We start from the raw sequence: 17,413 nt of genomic DNA on the forward strand, positions 1-17,413 counted from the left end.
CGTTTTTTTATGCCTAGAATACTAGAGTATAAGAATTAAATCTCTTCGCCTTCGTGTTGCATCGCTAAATCATCAAGCTCTGCAAGGGTGTAATCAAAGCCACTATTATCGACTTCGTAACGTATTTTCACGCCATAACCACCTTGGCAAAGACTCGCAGTGACCTTAGCCACTGACCAATGCTTAAGCTTGTTTAAAAACCGATTGGCGCTTTGCTGTGAGTCAAAGCGATAACTGACTTGCGATTCCATCTCTTTTCTAGCCTAAAATTTTTTCGAGAGTGTATGAAATTGCTCTGTTTAAATCAATTGCTCATTGAAAAACGCCAATGTGCGTTGCCATGATAGCTCCGCCTGTTTTTCATCATAACGAGAGGTAGAGTCGTTATGAAAACCATGATTTGCTTGTTCATACATATGCATAGTGTAAGGCACTTGATGTGCTTTTAAGTCGCTCTCGTATTCTGGCCACGTTGCATTAACGCGTTTATCAAATTCAGCTAAGTGTACAAGTAGCGGGGCTTTGATATTTTGTCTGAGTTCTTTAACGGCTGGAGTGCCGTAATAGGGCACGCCCGCATTGATTAGTTTGTTATCAACTGCTGCTAGGTAGTTAACCATATAACCACCAAAGCAAAAGCCTACCGCACCGAGTTTGCCATTACTATTTGGGTGTCTTTTTATGTATTCAGCTGCGGCAATAAAGTCTTGTTGGATTTTTTGTTTATCCATAGAGCGCTGCATGGCGCGACCTTCATCGTCATTGCCAGGGTAGCCACCAAGAGGGTGTAATGCATCTGGCGCAAAGGCAATAAATCCAGCTTTGGCAAGGCGGCGAGCAACATCTTTAATATAAGGGTTTAAGCCTCTGTTTTCGTGGATCACTAATACTATTGGGTGCTTACCCGTTAAATTAGCAGGTTCGACTAAATAACCTTTACCTTCGCCGTGACCTTTAAACGAGTCAAAGGTTTTATAGCTGGCTTTGATATCAGGGTCATTAAAGGACACTTGCTCAGCTAATGCGTAGTTTGGCAGTAAAGCGCTACTTAGCATTGCCATTGAATAACCAAGGGCGACTAAGCCACCCAGCTTTTTCAAAAAGGTACGGCGGTCCATTAAGCCATGGGCGTATTCATCGTACCAATCGAAAGCTTCTTGGGGAATGTGGTTATGGCGTTGCTCAGTCATACTTATATCCTTTAAAAGCGAGTTAGGTTTATAACTTTAGTTGAAATATCAGCGATTAACAGCCAGTTGCTTTGTTTGTATTACCATATCCATAAAGCGGCGCTGCCAAATAGCCTTAAAGGCTTTGTTAAATAGGTATAAAAATATTAGCGGCATTAATAACAGCTTTAAAATCAGTAGAGACAAGATATTCAAAAAGTCGATGAATAAGTCTTCGACGGCAGCGACCATGTTGCTAATGCCAGAGGTGACGGTATCAATAATTTTACTCACTTGCGACGATTGGTCTTGATTGAGTGATGCATTTAAGTTTTCTAGTTGTTCGTTTAAGGCGTCTTTGTCTAGGTTCAGCTGTCTTTGCTGGTTTAGTACCGCATTAAACTGCGCTGTTAATTGCTGCTTTTTATCAAGTAATGGCTTGGCTTGTTCAAGCTCAGTAAAGGTCAGTCGCTCAGACAAGCTGCGAGTTGCTTGAATCGCTTCTATTTGGCTATCGACCTCTGTTAGCTTAACTTTGAGTTCTGTCGCTTGCTGGTGGTTCTTAATCTGCTGCTCATTTAATAGCGAGAGCTTGTCGAAGATGGTTTGTTTTTCACTATCGACCTCGGCCTTTAGCTTGGCAGATAAGGCCGAGGTATTATTTGCACTGCTATTCACCGTCTCGACTTTTTCGCTCACCAGCTCACTTTGCTGGTTAATTTGCTCATCTAAGAATATCTGGCTTACGAGGCCTGTTGTAAGCACCACCGCAGGCACTAAAAAGCGAATTAAAATTAAGCTCGCCATAATCTTATGACGCAAGTTAGATAAATAGTTACGCCATTCACAAATAAAGTAAGCGACGACCGAAACAGTAAAAACACCACTAAAAATAACCCCCGAAGAAATGGTGTATAAAATGCGCTGTAAAAATAACGAGCCTATTGCAAGGCGCATAGCATCCGACATGTATTCAGCCAGGTCATTTACTGGGTCGAGTAGTTGTGCAGGTTGAATACTGGCAATACCAATGCCCACTTCGGCTGATTGCAATAGCGATATAGCAGCATTAACTGTACGAGATGAAGCATACACTAGGGTTGATTGTACAAGGGCGCTGTCGATAAAGCGCATAATGAAATGGTTATAATGCTCTAGCCAACAAAGAAGTAGCAGTATTGTAAGAGATAAATACTTGATAATATGTTGTTTAGTTAGCATAACGCCCCCGACAGTTAGTACGCTTCTTCACGCTACACTATTCATAGCCGTTGAAGCAATCTAAAAAAGCCACTCAGTGAGTGGCTTTCGAATGTTATTGAGTAATAAACTTGCTGGGAATATCCCATTTGAGGGTATGCAGTTGGCCTTGCCAAGTTTGTATTGTGATCCACAGTTTATCATCTGCTGAGATGGATTTAGGAGCTATCGCATGGGCGTGCTGACCATGATTGGTGCCATGCATTATGCCTTCTTCATCTTTAGCAAACTCCGTTAGTGCTAAAGGCGCTTGGCCAATATTTAAATACGCCTGACGAACATTACTTATGTCACCTTGATTAAAGGCGATAAAGAAATCTTTCACATACTCATTGTGGTGTGAGTACGGGGCATCTTCATTTAGCGGCATCGGGGCGATTTTAAATTCGCCCGCTTGTTGCTCTTGCCAAAGTGCAGGAAACTGAGGGTTTAATGACTGATAAATAAACCATACAGGTAAAGCCAGTACCACAGCATGTAAAACATACTTTTTACGTTGCCACCAAGTTGCTTGTAAACGAGCCATTAGTTTGCCTCCTGAACGTTATTCACTGGCGCTGATTGGCGCGCTTTTACAGGTTTGTTATTTACTAATTTTGCGGCGTACATCATAAAACCAGTGATCGACATACCACTTAAAATCAAACCAAAGATAAACCAAATAACCTTTGTCCACAGGCCGCCAATATTACCGTAATGCAGGGGATCGGCGATATGCGAAAGGGTGAGTAACCCCGACATGGTTTCTGGGCTTTTACTTGCTGCAATTTCACCCGTCCAAGGATTGATTGAAGTTGAGTAAGCGTAGTTATCGTAGAAAATAGTATCGCCACTGCCCATGATATTAAACATGCCGCGGTTATGCTCTGGCAGCATCACATAACTAGGTTTGAAATCTGGGAATTTCTCTTTGGTAATAGCCAGTGCCGCTTTTAAATCGGTTGGCGGTGTTTGTTTATTCGCAGGCAAAGTTGAAACCGCCACGAGCGGTGCATGCTCTTCTATGTCTATTTCGTTATGCCACATGATGGCTTGCACTAAATACCACAGGCCTGTGAGTGCCATTACTGCCATAAACCAAATTGACCAAACGCCACTTAGGGTATGTAAATCTTTTAGAAAGGTTTTTTTACCTTGATTAAAACGTAGTTTTGGCTGACTAAATGCGCGCCAAAAGTTTTTATAAATCACTAAGCCTGTTACTAGTGCACCTAAAATAACAAAAGCCATGGCGCTGACGAGGTAGTAACCTACGCTGTAACCTTCTTGCCAAGGGAAGAATAGCCAGCCGTGCAGGGTACGCATAAATTCAATGAATGAGATTGTTTCATTAACCGCTTGAACTTCGCCGGTGTATTGATTGACGTAAGCCACAGCATAAGGTTTGTCGGTATCAGTGAAAATAACCGCATTTACCAAGTAAGGCTCATAATTGAGTACACTCATTACATCGGCAGTCGGGTAGGCTTTTTCAACGCTATTAATAACTTGATCAACACCAAGTGCTGGTAAATCATTTGGGTTGTTTGCACGTGCTTCACTGTTGGTCAGCCAAGTAAGCTCATGGCTTATCACAGATACAGTACCTGTGATGCAGATAAAGCAAAATAGCACCCATACTGGGAGCGAAAACCAACCATGTAGTTGGAACCAAAGACGTTTACTCATGGTAAAAATAGCCCGACGTTAATTGATGATAGTAATTGTTATCATTTAAATTGTACTACAATCTTTTAAGTAAACACAATCTCTGTCGACGAGCTGCAAAAAAGGCGCTTTAAGCGCCTTTATCATTAGTTTGATTGAGGGTAACAATTCGTTGTGGGAAAGGAATTTCGATATCCGCCCCTTGAATTACTTTAAATACATTGCGGTTCACCGCTAATTTGGTCTCAATAATCTTGGTGGTTGGCACCCAAAAGCGATAGCTCAAGGTAACACCGCTCTCAGCAAAGCGCTCGATACCGACTTGTGCATGAGGAGAATCACTAACTAGCTCATGATCGTTTAGCACCTTTTCGATAAGCTCAATTGCAAGGTCTGCATTGGCATCATAAGCGATGTCTATTTCACCTTTAACTAACGAATAGCTAAACGAGTTATGTATAATTTCGCCAACAATATGTTTGTTAGGAATGGTGATTTCGACTTTTTCTTCGTTAATCAGAATAGTGTGACCAAGTTCAATGGTTTTAACTTGCCCACTGACGCCTTTTACTTCGATGGTATCGCCAACAACAAATGGCCTTGTTGCAATAATAGCAAGGCCCGCACCGTAGTTTGAAAGCATGCCTTGCATTGCTAAACCAGCACCTAAAGATGCGGCACCAATGGCAGCGACAAATGGGGTCACGCTAATGCCAATTTTGCCAAGGGCAATAACTAAGAACATAATGATCAGCAATACTTTGATGACATTACTGACAAAGTTGGTGAGGGTGATATCGATATTGTGACGTTGCATGAGGCCAGCAACCATGTTCGATACTTTTTGCGCAATCCATAAACCAATAAATAGAATTAAGATGGCACCTAAAATTTGCATACTATAGGTGACCAAATATTCCATGATTAGATTGTAGTATTTTTCGACTTGTTGTATTTCTGAGTCAATCATGTGTTTTCCTAACAAGGTTACTGCGAATTCTGACTATACCAGAACATGCTGTATTACAGGATAGAGTAGCGGCACGATTATAGCACTGAGTAGCGCACTTAATGCCATCGCCACAGAGGCAAAGGCACCCGCTTTTGGCTGATCACTAATCAATGATGCTGTGCCAATGGCATGGCAAGCCGTACCAATGGCAACGCCTTTTGCTTGGGCATTGCGAATATTTATCAGCGAGAAAATCAAATTACCAAATATAGCCCCAAGTACGCCAATAAAAATCACCATGGCTGCCGCCAAAGAAGGTATGCCGCCTAGTGACTCAGTTACTAACAAGGTGATGGGGGTTGTTACAGATAAACTTGCTAAAGATGCGCTTAACTGTGCTGGGGCTGCAAAAAAATAACAAATAAGCGACGCGACAAAGGTGGCATTGATCACCCCTAAACTACAACTTATGAGAATTAGCAGCAGGTTCTTTTTGACATGGATAAATTGCTGATAAAGCGGTAAAGCCAATGCCACAATGGCAGGCTCAAGCAACCAGCTTAGAACTTTACTGTGCTCGGCAAAAGGCTCATAGGGGAGTTTCAGTGCCACTAACAACGCTGCAATTAACACAATTGCCCAGCACACAGGGTTACTAAGCGCTTTAACTGTGGCGTGCTGGGTTTTCGCGTTTAAAAATCGCAGTACTAAGAAAAGTACAATAATAAGCGGGACGCTGAGCCACCATAAACTAACTGTCATTTTCACGGCCCTTAAAATATGCGATAACAGCGCCTATGATTAAAACACTACTCAGCGGCACGACTATAAAAATAGTCAGTAATAAAGGCCAGTTCTGTGAAATTAAACTCAGATGTTCAATAATACCAACCCCTGCAGGGATGAAAAACAACGGCATGTAATTAAGTAAAGGGCTGGCTGTTGGTTTTAAATGCTGTTCTTTAACGAGGCCTGTTAACAGTAGCACGAGCAGTAACACCATACCGAGTAATGGGGCAGGGAAAGAGCTTTCAAGCAAAGCCGTTAAAAACTTGGCAACGGCTAAGCAGGTAAGAATAATAACGCTACTGATAAGGTATTTCATAAGTCAGGATAATTGCGAATAAAGTACAACTACATCATACCCTTGTCAGTTGTACTATGCGACTTTAGCTTACCATGATTTGGCATTATTAAACTTGATATCCTCTGCGCCTTTCGCTTTTGCAATCGCTTTTTTAGTATTAGGGTTCATCAGTAAGCGAATTTGACTCCAGGTTTCTTTAGCGAGAATTTTACGCTGCTGTGAACGGTAGCTTTGCTGAGTAATTCGTTTAATTGCTGCCAGAGTATCTGGCGAGCGCGCCATGAGGGTTTCTAGTACAGCATCGGTTTGTTTATCAACGTCATCAGTAAGTTGTGTAACTAAGCCATATTCTTTAGCGTCTTCAGCCGAGACCGGCCCTGCATGACTTGCCAACCAAAGTGCTTGGTCACGCTTCATTAAACCTGCAAGCACCACGTTAGCCCCCATATCAGGGCATAAGCCCCAACGAGCTTCCATGATCGCTAATTTAGCGTTTTTATCGACGATGCGGTAATCAGCACCAAGTGCGATTTGCATACCGCCACCAAAGCAATGTCCGGTTACTTTTGCAATCACCGGAATACTTAAGTCTTGCCAACCTAACACCACTTTTTGCGCTAGATTTTGGTTTCCTGGTAACCATTTGAATAAAAGTTTAATGATATTACTCGGCTTTTTCATCACCGCAGCAACATCCAGTCCAGAGCAAAAGTGTTCGCCTTCGCCAGAGATAACCACCGCACGTAAGCTGCGATCACGTTTAATTTTTTTGATTACGTCTGCAAGCTCGACAAACATGGCAAAACTGAGCGCATTTTGTTTCTCTGGACGAGAAAGGCTAACCCATGCGACTTGTTGTTTTATTTCTAGTTTTATCATGGTAACTCCTCTGACCTGTTTGCTAGAGCTTACGAGTTAATTACAACTAAGTAAAGAATTGCTGATGTGTCGCAAGGAATCATTATATTTTCCAAAAATGGGTAACCTTGTCATATATTTAGTTACAAATTGGTGTATATTTTTAAAACAAAGATGCTAGTTCATCGCTAGTTTGATTTTGTGATTAGTTAGATACTTTCGCAAAATCCCATGACACGACTAGACTTAGCTTTAAGTCGCGCTACAAGGAGTAAATATATGCTGATGCGCAAAACAGCTCGCATAACAAAACAATCATCTCGTTCTTTGGCTTTTGCTGCAATTTCTGTCGCATTAACAACCACATTAGTTGGCTGTTCAGATGATAAAGCACAACAACAAACTACGCCGCCACCGGCCGTATCAGTATTTAATGTCGTCACACAGGAAGTTGGTAATTACCGAGAGTTTGTCGCGCGTACTGAAGCATTCCAAGAGGTTGCTATTAGAGCCCGAGTTGAGGGTGAACTCATTGAACGCCACTTTAATGAAGGCTCATCGGTTGAGAAAGATCAGCTTTTATTACGTATTGACCCATCTGAGTATCGCTCAACTGTTGCAGAAGTTGAAGCCGATCTAAAAAGTAAAATTGCCGCAGCGGGCGCCGCTGAAAGAGATTTAAAACGTGGTAAAGATGTGGCTGCGCAAGGTTTTATTTCACAATCAGACCTCGATAAACTCACCACAAATTTTGAACAGGCTACAGCAGCTGTAAAAGCCGCGGAAGCTGAGCTTGAAAAAGCAAAACTTAATTTAAGCTATACTGAGATACGCGCACCGTTTGCAGGGCGCATCGGTAAAGTGAACTATGATGTGGGTAATATTGTTGGGCCATCATCTAATGAGCTTGCAGAGCTGACCGATGTTGACCCAATTTATGTAAGTTTTCAGGTTGAAGAAGCTGACTACATCTCTTATCGCCAAAATCATCAAGCACCGTCAGATAAAGACCCTCGCGATGTGCCTATCGATTTAACTTTACGCTTACCGAATAACTCGACCTTCCCTGATAAAGGCGTACTTGATTTTGCAGATACCAAAATTAACCGCAATACAGGCACGGTTGAGCTAAGAGCCGCTTTTGATAACCCAGATGGCATTGTCATGCCGGGCTTATTTGTCACCTTAATCGTTGAAAGCACCAATAAACAAGACTTGGCACTCATTCCTCAAGTAGCGGTACAAGAAAACCAGCAAGGTAAGTTTGTGCTCGTTGTTGATGATGAAAACAAAGTGGCTATGCGGATTGTTAAACTGGGTCGACGTATTAATGCGATGTGGGTGGTTGAGTCAGGCTTAGAAGCTGGTGAAAAAGTCATTATTGAAGGTTTACAAAAGGTACGCCAAGGCGCTGAAGTGAAAGCAGTTGAAAAAAATGTCGATGAAACAACCGGCACTATTTCTAGCAAAGCTAACTCTTAGGAGTGAGATATGATCAGTAAAACTTTTATATCTCGCCCAAAATTTGCCTTGGTAATTTCGATTGTTATTACCATTGCGGGTTTAATTTCAATGGCTTTGCTGCCAGTGAATATGTACCCGCAAATAACCCCTCCGCAAGTACAAATTAGTGCCAGTTACCCTGGTGCAAGTGCACAAATAGTTGAAGAGTCGGTGATCCGGCCCATAGAAGAGCAGGTTAATGGTGTTGAAGATATGATGTATATCGAATCAACATCGTCGAATAACGGCACGGCTAATATAACTGTGTATTTTAAGGTCGGCACAGATACAGATATTGCCCAAGTTAACGTACAAAACCGTGTGGCACTTGCTGAAGCAGGCTTACCTGAAGAGGTTAAACGCCAAGGTGTGTCGGTTAAGAAAAAATCGAGTTCGATGCTTCTCGGTATCAATTTGTACTCGAATCAAGAAAATATCGACGCTATTTTCTTAAGTAACTATGCAACCAATTACTTAACCGAGCCACTTGGCCGTATTAATGGGGTTGCCTCTGCTGAAGTAATGGGGGAGCAAACCTATTCAATGCGCTTGTGGTTACGCCCAGATCGAATGGCATCATTAGGTTTAACTGTGTCAGAAGTTCAAGCGGCACTGCAAGAGCAAAATACCATAGTAGCCGCGGGTAAACTGGGGGCTGCACCCTCAGCACCGAGCCAGCAATTTGAGTATTCGATTCAGGCTAAAGGGCGCTTAAAAACCCCTGAAGAGTTTGGGCAAACCATTATCCGCTCGAGCAAAGACGGTAACTTTGTGCGCTTGAATGATATTGCCCGTATTGAATTAGGTGCAGCAAGCTACAGCACAACAGCAAAGTTAAACCAGCAAGACACTGCATTCATCGTTATTTATCAGCTAACAGAAGCGAATGCGACGCAAGTAGCTGCTGATGTAAAAGCCCGTATGGCAGAGCTGGCTAAACAGCTACCTGATGGTGTTGAGTACTCGATTCCATATGACACCACAGAGTTCATCAATCGCTCGATTGATGAAGTGGTTGTCACCCTTGTCCAAGCGGTTGGCTTGGTTATTTTAGTGGTATTTTTATTCTTACAAAATTGGCGCGCTACACTCATTCCTACGGTGGCTATTCCGGTATCCTTGGTGGGGACTTTCGCGTTTATGATGATGATGGATTACTCCATCAACTTAATCACTTTATTCGGTTTAGTGCTTGCAATAGGTATCGTGGTCGATGATGCCATTATCGTTATTGAAAACGTTGAACGAATACTTAAAGAAGAAAAGCTACCAATAAAAGAAGCGGTTACCAAAGCGATGGAGCAGGTATCGGGGCCAATCGTGGCAACGACCTTAGTTTTGCTTGCGGTGTTTGTGCCAGTAGGCTTTATGCCGGGAATAACTGGGGAGCTTTATAAACAGTTCTCGGTGACGATTTCATTTGCGGTACTCATTTCTTCTTTAAACGCACTGACATTAAGCCCTGCATTGTGTGCTTTATTGTTAAATGAAAAAGCCATGAAGCCGATTAAGTGGTTAGCCCCATTCGAAAATATCATTACTCGTTCGACCAATGGCTACAGTAAAGTTATTAACTTTATCCTCAAACGTACCGCGAGAATGGCATTGTTTGCGGTGGTTATTTTTGCGGCTGCAGGTTGGCTAGTAAAAACAGTGCCTACAGGCTTTGTACCAGCAGAAGATCAAGGCTTTCTTTTTGTTGATGTGCAATTACCAGATGCGGCAGCTAGCGGTCGTACCCAAGATGTAATGCATAAGCTGGGCGAGATTGTAAAAAATGAACCAGCGGCAACTGACTTTATTGCGGTTTCTGGCTTTTCATTACTCGGTGGTGCGGGTTCTAATAATGCGCTTGGTATCGTAGTACTTAAAGACTGGGAAGAGCGTACCAGCCCAGAGCTTGGCTTACGTGCAGTACTAACGCGCCTGATGGGGCAGTTCTGGGCGATGCCAGATGCGCAAATCATGGCCTTTAATCCGCCTTCAATACCTGGACTTGGCACAAGCGCAGGCTTTGAGTTTAGGTTACAAGACAGTGAAGGACGCGAGCCTGCTGAACTTGCACAAGTGTTAAATGGCTTAATTTATGAAGCGAACCAGCGTCCAGAGCTGTCAAATGTTTACAGTACATTTAGAGCAAATGTGCCACAGTATTTCCTTGAAATTGACCGTAATAAGGCAAAAGCTCAAGGGGTGGCGCTTAGCGATATTTTCTTAACCTTGCAGGCGCAACTTGGCTCGTTATACATAAATGACTTTAACCAATTTAGCCGTACTTACCGCGTTATCATGCAGGCGGAAAGCCGTTTTCGTCAAAACCCAGCAGACTTACAGTACTACTATGTACGTAATGATGAGGGAGCAATGGTGCCGCTCACTACATTGGCTAAGCTCGAGCCAATTTTAGGCCCTACAAGCTTAACGCACTTTAACTTATATCGCAGTGCAAGCATTAGCGGACAACCTGCAGCGGGTTATGCCAGTGGTGATGCCATTAAAGCAATGCAAGAGCTAGCTGAGCAATTACCTACAGGCTATGTGTATGAGTGGGCTGGGCAGTCTAAACAAGAGATTGAAGCGGGTAATATGGCGCCAATTTTGTTTGGCTTAGCGGTGGTATTTGTGTATCTATTCTTGGTTGCGCAATACGAAAGCTGGACAATTCCGTTTTCGGTCATTGCAGCGGTACCGTTGGCGTTATTTGGTGCCATGCTTGCGCTGTATGTGATTGGTATGGAAAACAACATCTATGCGCAGGTTGGTTTAGTGCTACTGATTGGCCTATCCACCAAAACAGCTATTTTGATTGTTGAATTTGCTATGGAAGAGCGTGCGGCAGGTAAAGGTATTTTTGAAGCGGCTCTTAATGCGGCAAGATTACGCTTTAGGGCTGTATTGATGACGGCATTGTCGTTTGTACTTGGCGTATTACCGCTGGTGTTTGCAAGTGGCGCAGGGGCTGGCAGTCGAATATCGCTCGGTATTACCGTGTTATTCGGGATGTTAGCTGCAACCATTTTTGGCACCTTACTTGTTCCGCTATTTTATACGCTCGTGCAATCAATGCGCGAAAAGATAAAAGGCACAGCAAGTGCGGAATAAAATCTGTTATTAATTACAAAAAAGTCAGGGCAACCTGGCTTTTTTTTTGGTAAAACTCAAAAGAGGTTTGTTATCATAGCCAGATTCAAAGCGATACACATGTGCAGAGGTTTAAGGAATGGCTGGTCCACGCTTATACAGTGAAGAAGAAGTAACTCATCAGGCTTATGATATCTTTTTAGAATTAGCGCCTGATAATTTAAGCGAGCAAGATATTGCTGATTTTAACGAGCACAGAGAAGAGCTTGGCTTTATTGAAGAAGGTGAGCCTGACGAGCAGTGGCAAGATTTTGTTGCACTAGAAATTGAACCTGAGCTATTTGTGCAAGTCTTAGTAGGACTTGAATTCGACAATCAAGATATCTTGTTTGCGAAAATTTTAATTAGCCGAGACAAAGATGCACCGTTTTGCCACATTCTTTGGAAAGATAGCGAATAACTCTCCAGCCGATGTTTGACTCTACTTTTAGTTGTTTTAATTCAATAAAACGAATTATTTTGCCCGCCCTGCTAGTTTGCAGTTGGCAGGCTTTTGCTGTTGATCCGTTTGAAGACTTTCATGAGTACGGGCAATTATCAGAAGAAGAAATCCATAAAATTCATAAAGGTGAGTTGCTGTACGGAGATATGGAGTTTGGTTTTATGGTAAGCCGTGGTAATACCAACTCAACTAGTTTCAAACTTAAAGGTAACCTTTACCAAGATTTCGAAAAGTGGCGTAACCAATTTAAGCTCGATACTTTATACAAACGTGACCGTAATGAAGAAACCGGTGATGAAGAAGTTTCTGCTGACCGTATTTTTGTATCAGGCCAAGGTAACTATAAGCTAAATGTGAAAAATGAGTCATTTTTCATTTACGGTGACTACGAGCGAGATAAGTTTAGTGGTCTTGAGTTTAAGAGCACCATAGCGACGGGTTACGGTAACCGCATTTACCAAGGTAGCAAGAATAAAGTCGATATCGATGTGGGCCCTGGTTTATACCGCTCGGTGGCTGATCAAGAGACTGCAACAGAAGAAGATGAAACAAAAACCGGTTATCTGCTTCGTCTAGCGCTGCAGTGGGAGCGTACGGTTTCTGCTCGCACTCGCTTTAATCAAGATGTCAGTTATGAACAATCATTGTCAGGGTTAAACTCGCGTTTAAAGTCAGAAACATCCCTGATCAGCAAAATTATGGGTGATGTATCACTCAAATTTACTTACATGTATCGCTATAACTCAAAACCAGAGGAAGATAAGCTCAAGTACGATTCTGAGCTGAGTGCAACCTTTGTTTATAGCTTTTAAGAGAATACTTCAGAATGTATCAACATAAACAGTACGCTATTTTTATTTTTGTTATTTTAGGCTGGATTGGCGCCTTCATTGCCTTAGCTTGGAACTTAATTGGTGCAGATATTCCTCTTATGGTGTTTAGCGCTACCTTAGTGCTGGTGGCCTTTTTGTTTCATGGCTTAACGATTAAGGTGAGCGATAAAACAGTAAGCTGGGCATTCGGTCCGGGTGTATTTGGAAAAACCGTGACTTTTGATGAGATTGAATCTGTTCGAGCGGTAAGTAATTCATTTCGTCATGGTATTGGTCTGCGTATCACCCATGATGGCTGGGTTTACAGTGTATCTGGATTTAGTGCTGTTGAATTGGCAATGAAAGACGGCACGCACTATCGCTTAGGAACCAATGACCAAGAAGGTTTACTGGCTGCGCTTAGAGAACATATTGCTGAACCTGTGACAGACGCTTCTGTGGATACAGAAGAAGTAGTCGAACAGATATAAGAAAAGCGCCAGTGGCGCTTTTTTATAGTAATGGTTTAGTGGCTGTGACCACAACCACCTTCACCGTGCACATGACCATGTGCTAATTCTTCTTCAGTTGCATCGCGTACTTCAAGTACTTCAACATCAAAATGAAGGGTAATACCTGAAAGTGGGTGGTTACCATCTACAATAACGTCTTCGTCTTGAATTTCGATGATCATCACTGATTGGTCGCCAGCGTCAGTCGTAGCGCGGAACTGCATACCCACTTCAATTTCCATACCTTCAAACATTGATTTTGGTACTGCTTGCATTAGGTCATCGTGACGCTCACCATAGCCTTGCTCTGGCTCAACAGTTACGCTGAATGTGTCGCCCGCTTCTTTACCTAATAGCGCATTTTCGAGGCCTGGAATTAAGAAACCCGTGCCAACGATAAACACCAGTGGCTCGCCATCGAAAGAGTTGTCGATGGTGTTTTTGTTATTATCCAATACTGAATAATGCATTTTTACCACTTTGTTTGCTGCTACGATCATAGTCATTCCTATTTATTCATCTTCGAGAGAGTAAGGCAGAGCTTGAATAGATAACTCTACCTGAGGGAGGTGTTTAGCTCGCAAAATTTGGCCTGCTTCATTATCGTTCGGAAGCACAACCAGACCCATTAAGGTTTGCGTTTGTTGATTATAACTTTGGCTAATAAGCTTGCCAGCACGGCGCCAGTTTTCGCCCAGTTGGGTTTCAAGTTCTAGCTCATCAAGCAAGCCTTCAGCTTTGCCCGAAACTATGTACATAGCACGTTTATTTTTGCCTAGGTATTTCATACGGGCGACAGTTTCTTGCCCTGTGTAGCAACCTTTTCTGAAACTGATACCACCAAGCGCTTGCAAGTTAACCATTTGCGGTACGTATTCGCCAATAGCGTCGCTGTTTAATGACGGCTCGCCTGCGGCAATAGCTGCCTGTTGCCATAATGCGTCATCATCAAGAGCTGTGACGTTATCAGGTAAGCTAAATTCTTCGTTGACCATAAGCAATACGCGGTTATCTGCAAGCTTTAACGCTTTACCGCCAGCAAAATCGACAGCGTTGTGCTCACTGTCAAAATTAATTGCTAAGGTTTCTAGTGTCGCTGTTAGATCATCACCTAGTAAGCCAATTAGCGGTTTTTCAGATTGCTGAATTTCTACTTGCGAAAAAACGGCGTATTTTTTTAACTCGACTAGCGATTGCTCTACCTCAGGTTTTGACCCTGCAAGGTAATAGCTATCAAGGTGTGAAAACAACCTAAACACACCCCAAAGCTTGCCTTTTGCATTACAGTGGCCAGCCCAAAGGAAGTTATCATCAGTTAATTTGTTGATATCTTGCGTAATTTGTCCGTGAAGGTAAGACAACTTATCTTTGCCAGTTAGGCTGATAAGTGAATAAGATAAAGGACATGCGTAAACAGTCGACATAAAAACCTTCTTTACGATATGAATGAGCGCTAATGATAACTTAGTTAGGGTAGCAATTTAAATAGCTGTTTATTCGATAGCAATTTGGTAAACTGCAGACAAATAAGTACGAGGTTTAAAATGACTGAAATTCACAGTAAAGAACGTATTCGTTGGGCATGCCGTCGCGGTATGTTAGAACTAGATGTTTTATTTATGCCATTCGTTGAAGAAGCGTTTGACTCACTATCAAAAGAACAGCAAGCCGTTTTTCAACGCTTACTTGAGTGCGATGATCCTGATTTATTTGCATGGTTTATGGGTCATGAAGAGTGTAAAGACCCTGAGCTAAACGGCATGGTTACGTTAATTTTAGACCGAGTTCGTGTATAGATTTACCGTTACAAATAACACCCCCGACCACAAACCCTTTGTGGTCTTTTTTTGCTTAACAGCCATTATTTCATGTTTTGCTTATCAGCATGTTATCGCTCAGCTGTTGGTTTGCTTTGCGTGCTTTTTCTTAGCCATTCTTAGTTTTAAAAAAGTCCAACAAGCACAACCTGAAAAGGGTTTTATAATTTTAGAGCAAGCAGAGCTTAGATTTGCAAACGACAAACTGAAAGTACAAGGCCAAATAACGGCTAAAAGTTATGTGTTTGCTAATTTTGTAGTGCTGAGGTTGGCTGGGTTTTATCAATCACACTGGCTGATTATAAGCTCAGCCAGTGTTGATGAAGAAAGTTTCTCGCGTTTAAAGCGCGCGATTATTGCAGTGCAGCAACCGACTTAGGCGTTAAAATTGTCGGTGTTGGATTTTCGTTTTGCTCTGGGTAATCAATCGTGTAATGAAGACCACGACTTTCTTTACGCTCAAGGGCGCTGCGAATAATAAGCTCTGCAACCTGTACTAGGTTTCGAAGTTCTAATAAGTTATTTGTCACCCTAAAGTTTGCGTAATAGTCGTGAATTTCTTGCTGCAGTAATTCAACGCGGTGAAGCGCACGTTCTAAACGTTTCGTTGAGCGTACAATACCCACGTAATCCCACATAAATAACCTTAGCTCATGCCAGTTGTGGGTAATAACGATTTCTTCGTCTGAGTTAGTTACGCGACTTTCATCCCATAATGGTAAGGCTTCAAGGGCAGGGCTTGCATCGATTTTGCTCAGAATATCTTTCGCGGCAGCATGGGCAAATACAATGCACTCAAGTAAAGAGTTGCTCGCCATACGATTAGCACCGTGTAAGCCTGTGTAAGCTACTTCGCCAACCGCATATAAGTTATCTAAATCTGTACGGCCATTAAAGTCGGTCATAACACCGCCGCAGGTATAGTGTGCAGCAGGCACCACAGGAATGGCTTCTTTGGTAATGTCGAGGCCAACACTTAAGCATTTTGCGTAGATAGTTGGGAAGTGCTCAATGATAAAATCTTTATCTTTGTGGCTAATATCAAGGTACACACAGTTCGCACCAAGGCGTTTCATTTCAAAATCGATGGCACGAGCAACAATATCGCGAGGGGCAAGTTCTTCGCGCTCATCAAAGTCTTTCATAAAGCGAGTGCCATCAGGGCGTTTTAAATACGCACCTTCACCGCGCATAGCTTCTGTGATCAAAAAGTTTTGCAGCTCTGGGTGATACAAACTTGTTGGGTGGAATTGGTTAAATTCCATATTGGCTACACGGCACCCCGCACGCCATGCCATTGCGATACCATCACCACTCGATACATCAGGGTTGGAAGTATATAAATATACTTTACTTGCGCCGCCTGTTGCCAGTGATACGAACTTGGCAGCGATAGTTTCAACTTTTTTATCTACACAATTCCAGACGTATAAGCCGTGAACATGCTTGCCTTTTTTAGCTAAGCTTTTATCTGTGATTAAATCAATGGCATTGTAATTTTCTAACAGGGTGATGTTAGGGTGTGCTTGTACTTGGCTAATTAAGGTTGTTTGCACTGCTCGGCCTGTGGCATCGGCGGCATGTAAAATACGACGATGACTATGACCACCTTCGCGAGTTAAATGAAAACGCTCTTTACCTTTTGAATCGAACTCCATATCAAAAGGTACGCCTTGCTCAATAAGCCATTTTAAACATTTTTTAGCATTGCTCGCTGTGTAGTGAACCGCATCACGGTCACATAATCCGCCACCTGCATCGAGAGTATCTTCAACATGAGATTCAATGCTGTCATTCTTTTTATCAAATACTGCTGCAATACCACCTTGAGCATATAAGGTAGAACCCTCAGTTAATGCGCCTTTACTAAGTACTGTCACCTTACAGTGATTAGCAAGCGATAAGGCAAGAGATAGGCCAGCGGCGCCGCTGCCAATGATAGCGACATCAGTAATGTGATGTTTATTTTGGTTCATGTCTGTGGTCTTTGCGGTTACAATGCTCGGCTAGTAGTGCCAAAAGTTTGAGCAAATAAATTTTTATGTGGTATACGTATATGTACCATATTTGCTTTAACACTATTAGTCATTTTAATACGTTATACCAATCTTATTAGTTTTATCGTCACATAAACAGTTTATTGTTAGCTGTTTTAAATTGTGAGTTTAATTTAGATAACCGTTGATTCTTAAGCAGTTATTGAGGTTGTCGTG

At 42.4% G+C, this 17,413-nt stretch carries 19 protein-coding genes; 7 read left to right on the plus strand and 12 right to left on the minus strand.

The genetic code is table 11. From position 1 onward, the window contains the following. Positions 1-35: 35 nt before the first annotated feature. From ISP07_RS10730 to ISP07_RS10770, 9 genes are all read right to left on the minus strand, one after another. Positions 36-251, minus strand: coding sequence for a hypothetical protein (locus tag ISP07_RS10730; protein ID WP_209327617.1), 216 nt, complete (start codon positions 249-251; stop codon positions 36-38). A 48-nt stretch (positions 252-299) separates the two neighbouring features. After that, a complete protein-coding gene (locus ISP07_RS10735) occupies positions 300-1,190 on the minus strand; it encodes a dienelactone hydrolase family protein (RefSeq protein WP_209327618.1) in 891 nt (296 codons plus the stop codon). Positions 1,191-1,238: 48 nt separating this feature from the next. Beyond that, entirely contained in the window at positions 1,239-2,390 is a 1,152-nt protein-coding gene (locus ISP07_RS10740; protein ID WP_209327619.1) for a hypothetical protein, read from the minus strand. A gap of 94 nt (positions 2,391-2,484) precedes the next feature. Next, on the minus strand, positions 2,485-2,955 hold the full coding sequence (locus ISP07_RS10745) for a hypothetical protein (protein ID WP_209327620.1): 471 nt from the start codon (positions 2,953-2,955) through the stop codon (positions 2,485-2,487). Further along, positions 2,955-4,097 (minus strand): PepSY-associated TM helix domain-containing protein, encoded by a 1,143-nt coding sequence (locus ISP07_RS10750; RefSeq protein ID WP_228290592.1) that lies wholly within the window; start codon positions 4,095-4,097, stop codon positions 2,955-2,957. The genes ISP07_RS10745 and ISP07_RS10750 overlap by 1 nt, the downstream gene beginning before the upstream one ends. Before the next feature lie 109 nt (positions 4,098-4,206). Continuing rightward, positions 4,207-5,046: a mechanosensitive ion channel family protein gene (locus ISP07_RS10755; RefSeq protein WP_209327621.1), complete on the minus strand. Its 840-nt coding sequence runs from the start codon at positions 5,044-5,046 to the stop codon at positions 4,207-4,209. A gap of 33 nt (positions 5,047-5,079) precedes the next feature. Continuing rightward, positions 5,080-5,790 carry an LrgB family protein gene (locus ISP07_RS10760; RefSeq protein ID WP_166341800.1) on the minus strand — a complete coding sequence of 237 codons (711 nt, stop codon included), beginning with the start codon at positions 5,788-5,790 and terminating at the stop codon, positions 5,080-5,082. Beyond that, positions 5,780-6,133, minus strand: coding sequence for a CidA/LrgA family protein (locus ISP07_RS10765; RefSeq protein ID WP_209327622.1), 354 nt, complete (start codon positions 6,131-6,133; stop codon positions 5,780-5,782). Before ISP07_RS10765 ends, ISP07_RS10760 begins: the two co-directional genes overlap by 11 nt. Before the next feature lie 69 nt (positions 6,134-6,202). Continuing rightward, a complete protein-coding gene (locus ISP07_RS10770; RefSeq protein WP_209327623.1) occupies positions 6,203-6,994 on the minus strand; it encodes a crotonase/enoyl-CoA hydratase family protein in 792 nt (263 codons plus the stop codon). Between the two features lie 258 nt (positions 6,995-7,252). Here ISP07_RS10770 and ISP07_RS10775 point away from each other — a divergent pair, with 258 nt between their 5' ends. From ISP07_RS10775 to ISP07_RS10795, 5 genes are all read left to right on the plus strand, one after another. Next, on the plus strand, positions 7,253-8,455 hold the full coding sequence (locus ISP07_RS10775; protein WP_228290593.1) for an efflux RND transporter periplasmic adaptor subunit: 1,203 nt from the start codon (positions 7,253-7,255) through the stop codon (positions 8,453-8,455). Positions 8,456-8,464: 9 nt separating this feature from the next. Then, positions 8,465-11,578 carry an efflux RND transporter permease subunit gene (locus ISP07_RS10780; RefSeq protein ID WP_209327624.1) on the plus strand — a complete coding sequence of 1,038 codons (3,114 nt, stop codon included), beginning with the start codon at positions 8,465-8,467 and terminating at the stop codon, positions 11,576-11,578. A gap of 118 nt (positions 11,579-11,696) precedes the next feature. Further along, a complete protein-coding gene (locus ISP07_RS10785; protein WP_054554325.1) occupies positions 11,697-12,017 on the plus strand; it encodes an HI1450 family dsDNA-mimic protein in 321 nt (106 codons plus the stop codon). Positions 12,018-12,076: 59 nt separating this feature from the next. After that, positions 12,077-12,871, plus strand: a complete 795-nt coding sequence (locus ISP07_RS10790; protein ID WP_370316364.1) for a DUF481 domain-containing protein — start codon at positions 12,077-12,079, stop codon at positions 12,869-12,871. Positions 12,872-12,885: 14 nt separating this feature from the next. Further along, positions 12,886-13,362 (plus strand): hypothetical protein, encoded by a 477-nt coding sequence (locus tag ISP07_RS10795; RefSeq protein WP_209327625.1) that lies wholly within the window; start codon positions 12,886-12,888, stop codon positions 13,360-13,362. Positions 13,363-13,397: 35 nt separating this feature from the next. Here ISP07_RS10795 and ISP07_RS10800 read toward each other — a convergent pair whose 3' ends face one another. After that, positions 13,398-13,883, minus strand: coding sequence for an FKBP-type peptidyl-prolyl cis-trans isomerase (locus tag ISP07_RS10800; protein WP_054554327.1), 486 nt, complete (start codon positions 13,881-13,883; stop codon positions 13,398-13,400). A gap of 12 nt (positions 13,884-13,895) precedes the next feature. Continuing rightward, entirely contained in the window at positions 13,896-14,807 is a 912-nt protein-coding gene (ygfZ, locus tag ISP07_RS10805) for a tRNA-modifying protein YgfZ (RefSeq protein WP_209327626.1), read from the minus strand. Positions 14,808-14,927: 120 nt separating this feature from the next. Between ygfZ and ISP07_RS10810 the strand changes: the two genes are divergently transcribed. Both ISP07_RS10810 and ISP07_RS10815 read left to right on the plus strand, forming a co-directional pair. Beyond that, the gene (locus ISP07_RS10810) at positions 14,928-15,179 is read left to right on the plus strand and encodes a succinate dehydrogenase assembly factor 2 (RefSeq protein ID WP_054554329.1); all 252 of its coding nucleotides are present in this window, start codon (positions 14,928-14,930) and stop codon (positions 15,177-15,179) included. Beyond that, positions 15,172-15,579, plus strand: coding sequence for a protein YgfX (locus tag ISP07_RS10815; protein ID WP_054554330.1), 408 nt, complete (start codon positions 15,172-15,174; stop codon positions 15,577-15,579). Before ISP07_RS10810 ends, ISP07_RS10815 begins: the two co-directional genes overlap by 8 nt. Here ISP07_RS10815 and nadB read toward each other — a convergent pair. Next, a complete protein-coding gene (gene nadB / locus ISP07_RS10820) occupies positions 15,554-17,176 on the minus strand; it encodes an L-aspartate oxidase (protein ID WP_054554331.1) in 1,623 nt (540 codons plus the stop codon). The two genes, ISP07_RS10815 and nadB, sit on opposite strands and share 26 nt — an antisense overlap. Positions 17,177-17,413 lie beyond the last annotated feature (237 nt).

The sequence above is a fragment of the Pseudoalteromonas sp. PA2MD11 genome (assembly GCF_017808125.1).
GTDB classification, from domain to species: domain Bacteria; phylum Pseudomonadota; class Gammaproteobacteria; order Enterobacterales; family Alteromonadaceae; genus Pseudoalteromonas; species Pseudoalteromonas simplex.

What these genes read in the sequence shown, in the direction of transcription:
- ISP07_RS10760 (WP_166341800.1), bottom strand. Translation starts at nt 5,790, where the DNA reads ATGACAGTTAGTTTATGGTGGCTCAGCGTCCCGCTTATTATTGTACTT.
- ISP07_RS10775 (WP_228290593.1), top strand. Translation starts at nt 7,253, where the DNA reads ATGCTGATGCGCAAAACAGCTCGCATAACAAAACAATCATCTCGTTCT.
- ISP07_RS10800 (WP_054554327.1), bottom strand. Translation starts at nt 13,883, where the DNA reads ATGATCGTAGCAGCAAACAAAGTGGTAAAAATGCATTATTCAGTATTG.
- ISP07_RS10735 (WP_209327618.1), bottom strand. Translation starts at nt 1,190, where the DNA reads ATGACTGAGCAACGCCATAACCACATTCCCCAAGAAGCTTTCGATTGG.
- ISP07_RS10795 (WP_209327625.1), top strand. Translation starts at nt 12,886, where the DNA reads ATGTATCAACATAAACAGTACGCTATTTTTATTTTTGTTATTTTAGGC.
- ISP07_RS10730 (WP_209327617.1), bottom strand. Translation starts at nt 251, where the DNA reads ATGGAATCGCAAGTCAGTTATCGCTTTGACTCACAGCAAAGCGCCAAT.
- nadB (WP_054554331.1), bottom strand. Translation starts at nt 17,176, where the DNA reads ATGAACCAAAATAAACATCACATTACTGATGTCGCTATCATTGGCAGC.
- ISP07_RS10740 (WP_209327619.1), bottom strand. Translation starts at nt 2,390, where the DNA reads ATGCTAACTAAACAACATATTATCAAGTATTTATCTCTTACAATACTG.
- ISP07_RS10750 (WP_228290592.1), bottom strand. Translation starts at nt 4,097, where the DNA reads ATGAGTAAACGTCTTTGGTTCCAACTACATGGTTGGTTTTCGCTCCCA.
- ISP07_RS10785 (WP_054554325.1), top strand. Translation starts at nt 11,697, where the DNA reads ATGGCTGGTCCACGCTTATACAGTGAAGAAGAAGTAACTCATCAGGCT.
- ISP07_RS10770 (WP_209327623.1), bottom strand. Translation starts at nt 6,994, where the DNA reads ATGATAAAACTAGAAATAAAACAACAAGTCGCATGGGTTAGCCTTTCT.
- ISP07_RS10745 (WP_209327620.1), bottom strand. Translation starts at nt 2,955, where the DNA reads ATGGCTCGTTTACAAGCAACTTGGTGGCAACGTAAAAAGTATGTTTTA.
- ISP07_RS10810 (WP_054554329.1), top strand. Translation starts at nt 14,928, where the DNA reads ATGACTGAAATTCACAGTAAAGAACGTATTCGTTGGGCATGCCGTCGC.
- ISP07_RS10765 (WP_209327622.1), bottom strand. Translation starts at nt 6,133, where the DNA reads ATGAAATACCTTATCAGTAGCGTTATTATTCTTACCTGCTTAGCCGTT.
- ISP07_RS10755 (WP_209327621.1), bottom strand. Translation starts at nt 5,046, where the DNA reads ATGATTGACTCAGAAATACAACAAGTCGAAAAATACTACAATCTAATC.
- ISP07_RS10780 (WP_209327624.1), top strand. Translation starts at nt 8,465, where the DNA reads ATGATCAGTAAAACTTTTATATCTCGCCCAAAATTTGCCTTGGTAATT.
- ygfZ (WP_209327626.1), bottom strand. Translation starts at nt 14,807, where the DNA reads ATGTCGACTGTTTACGCATGTCCTTTATCTTATTCACTTATCAGCCTA.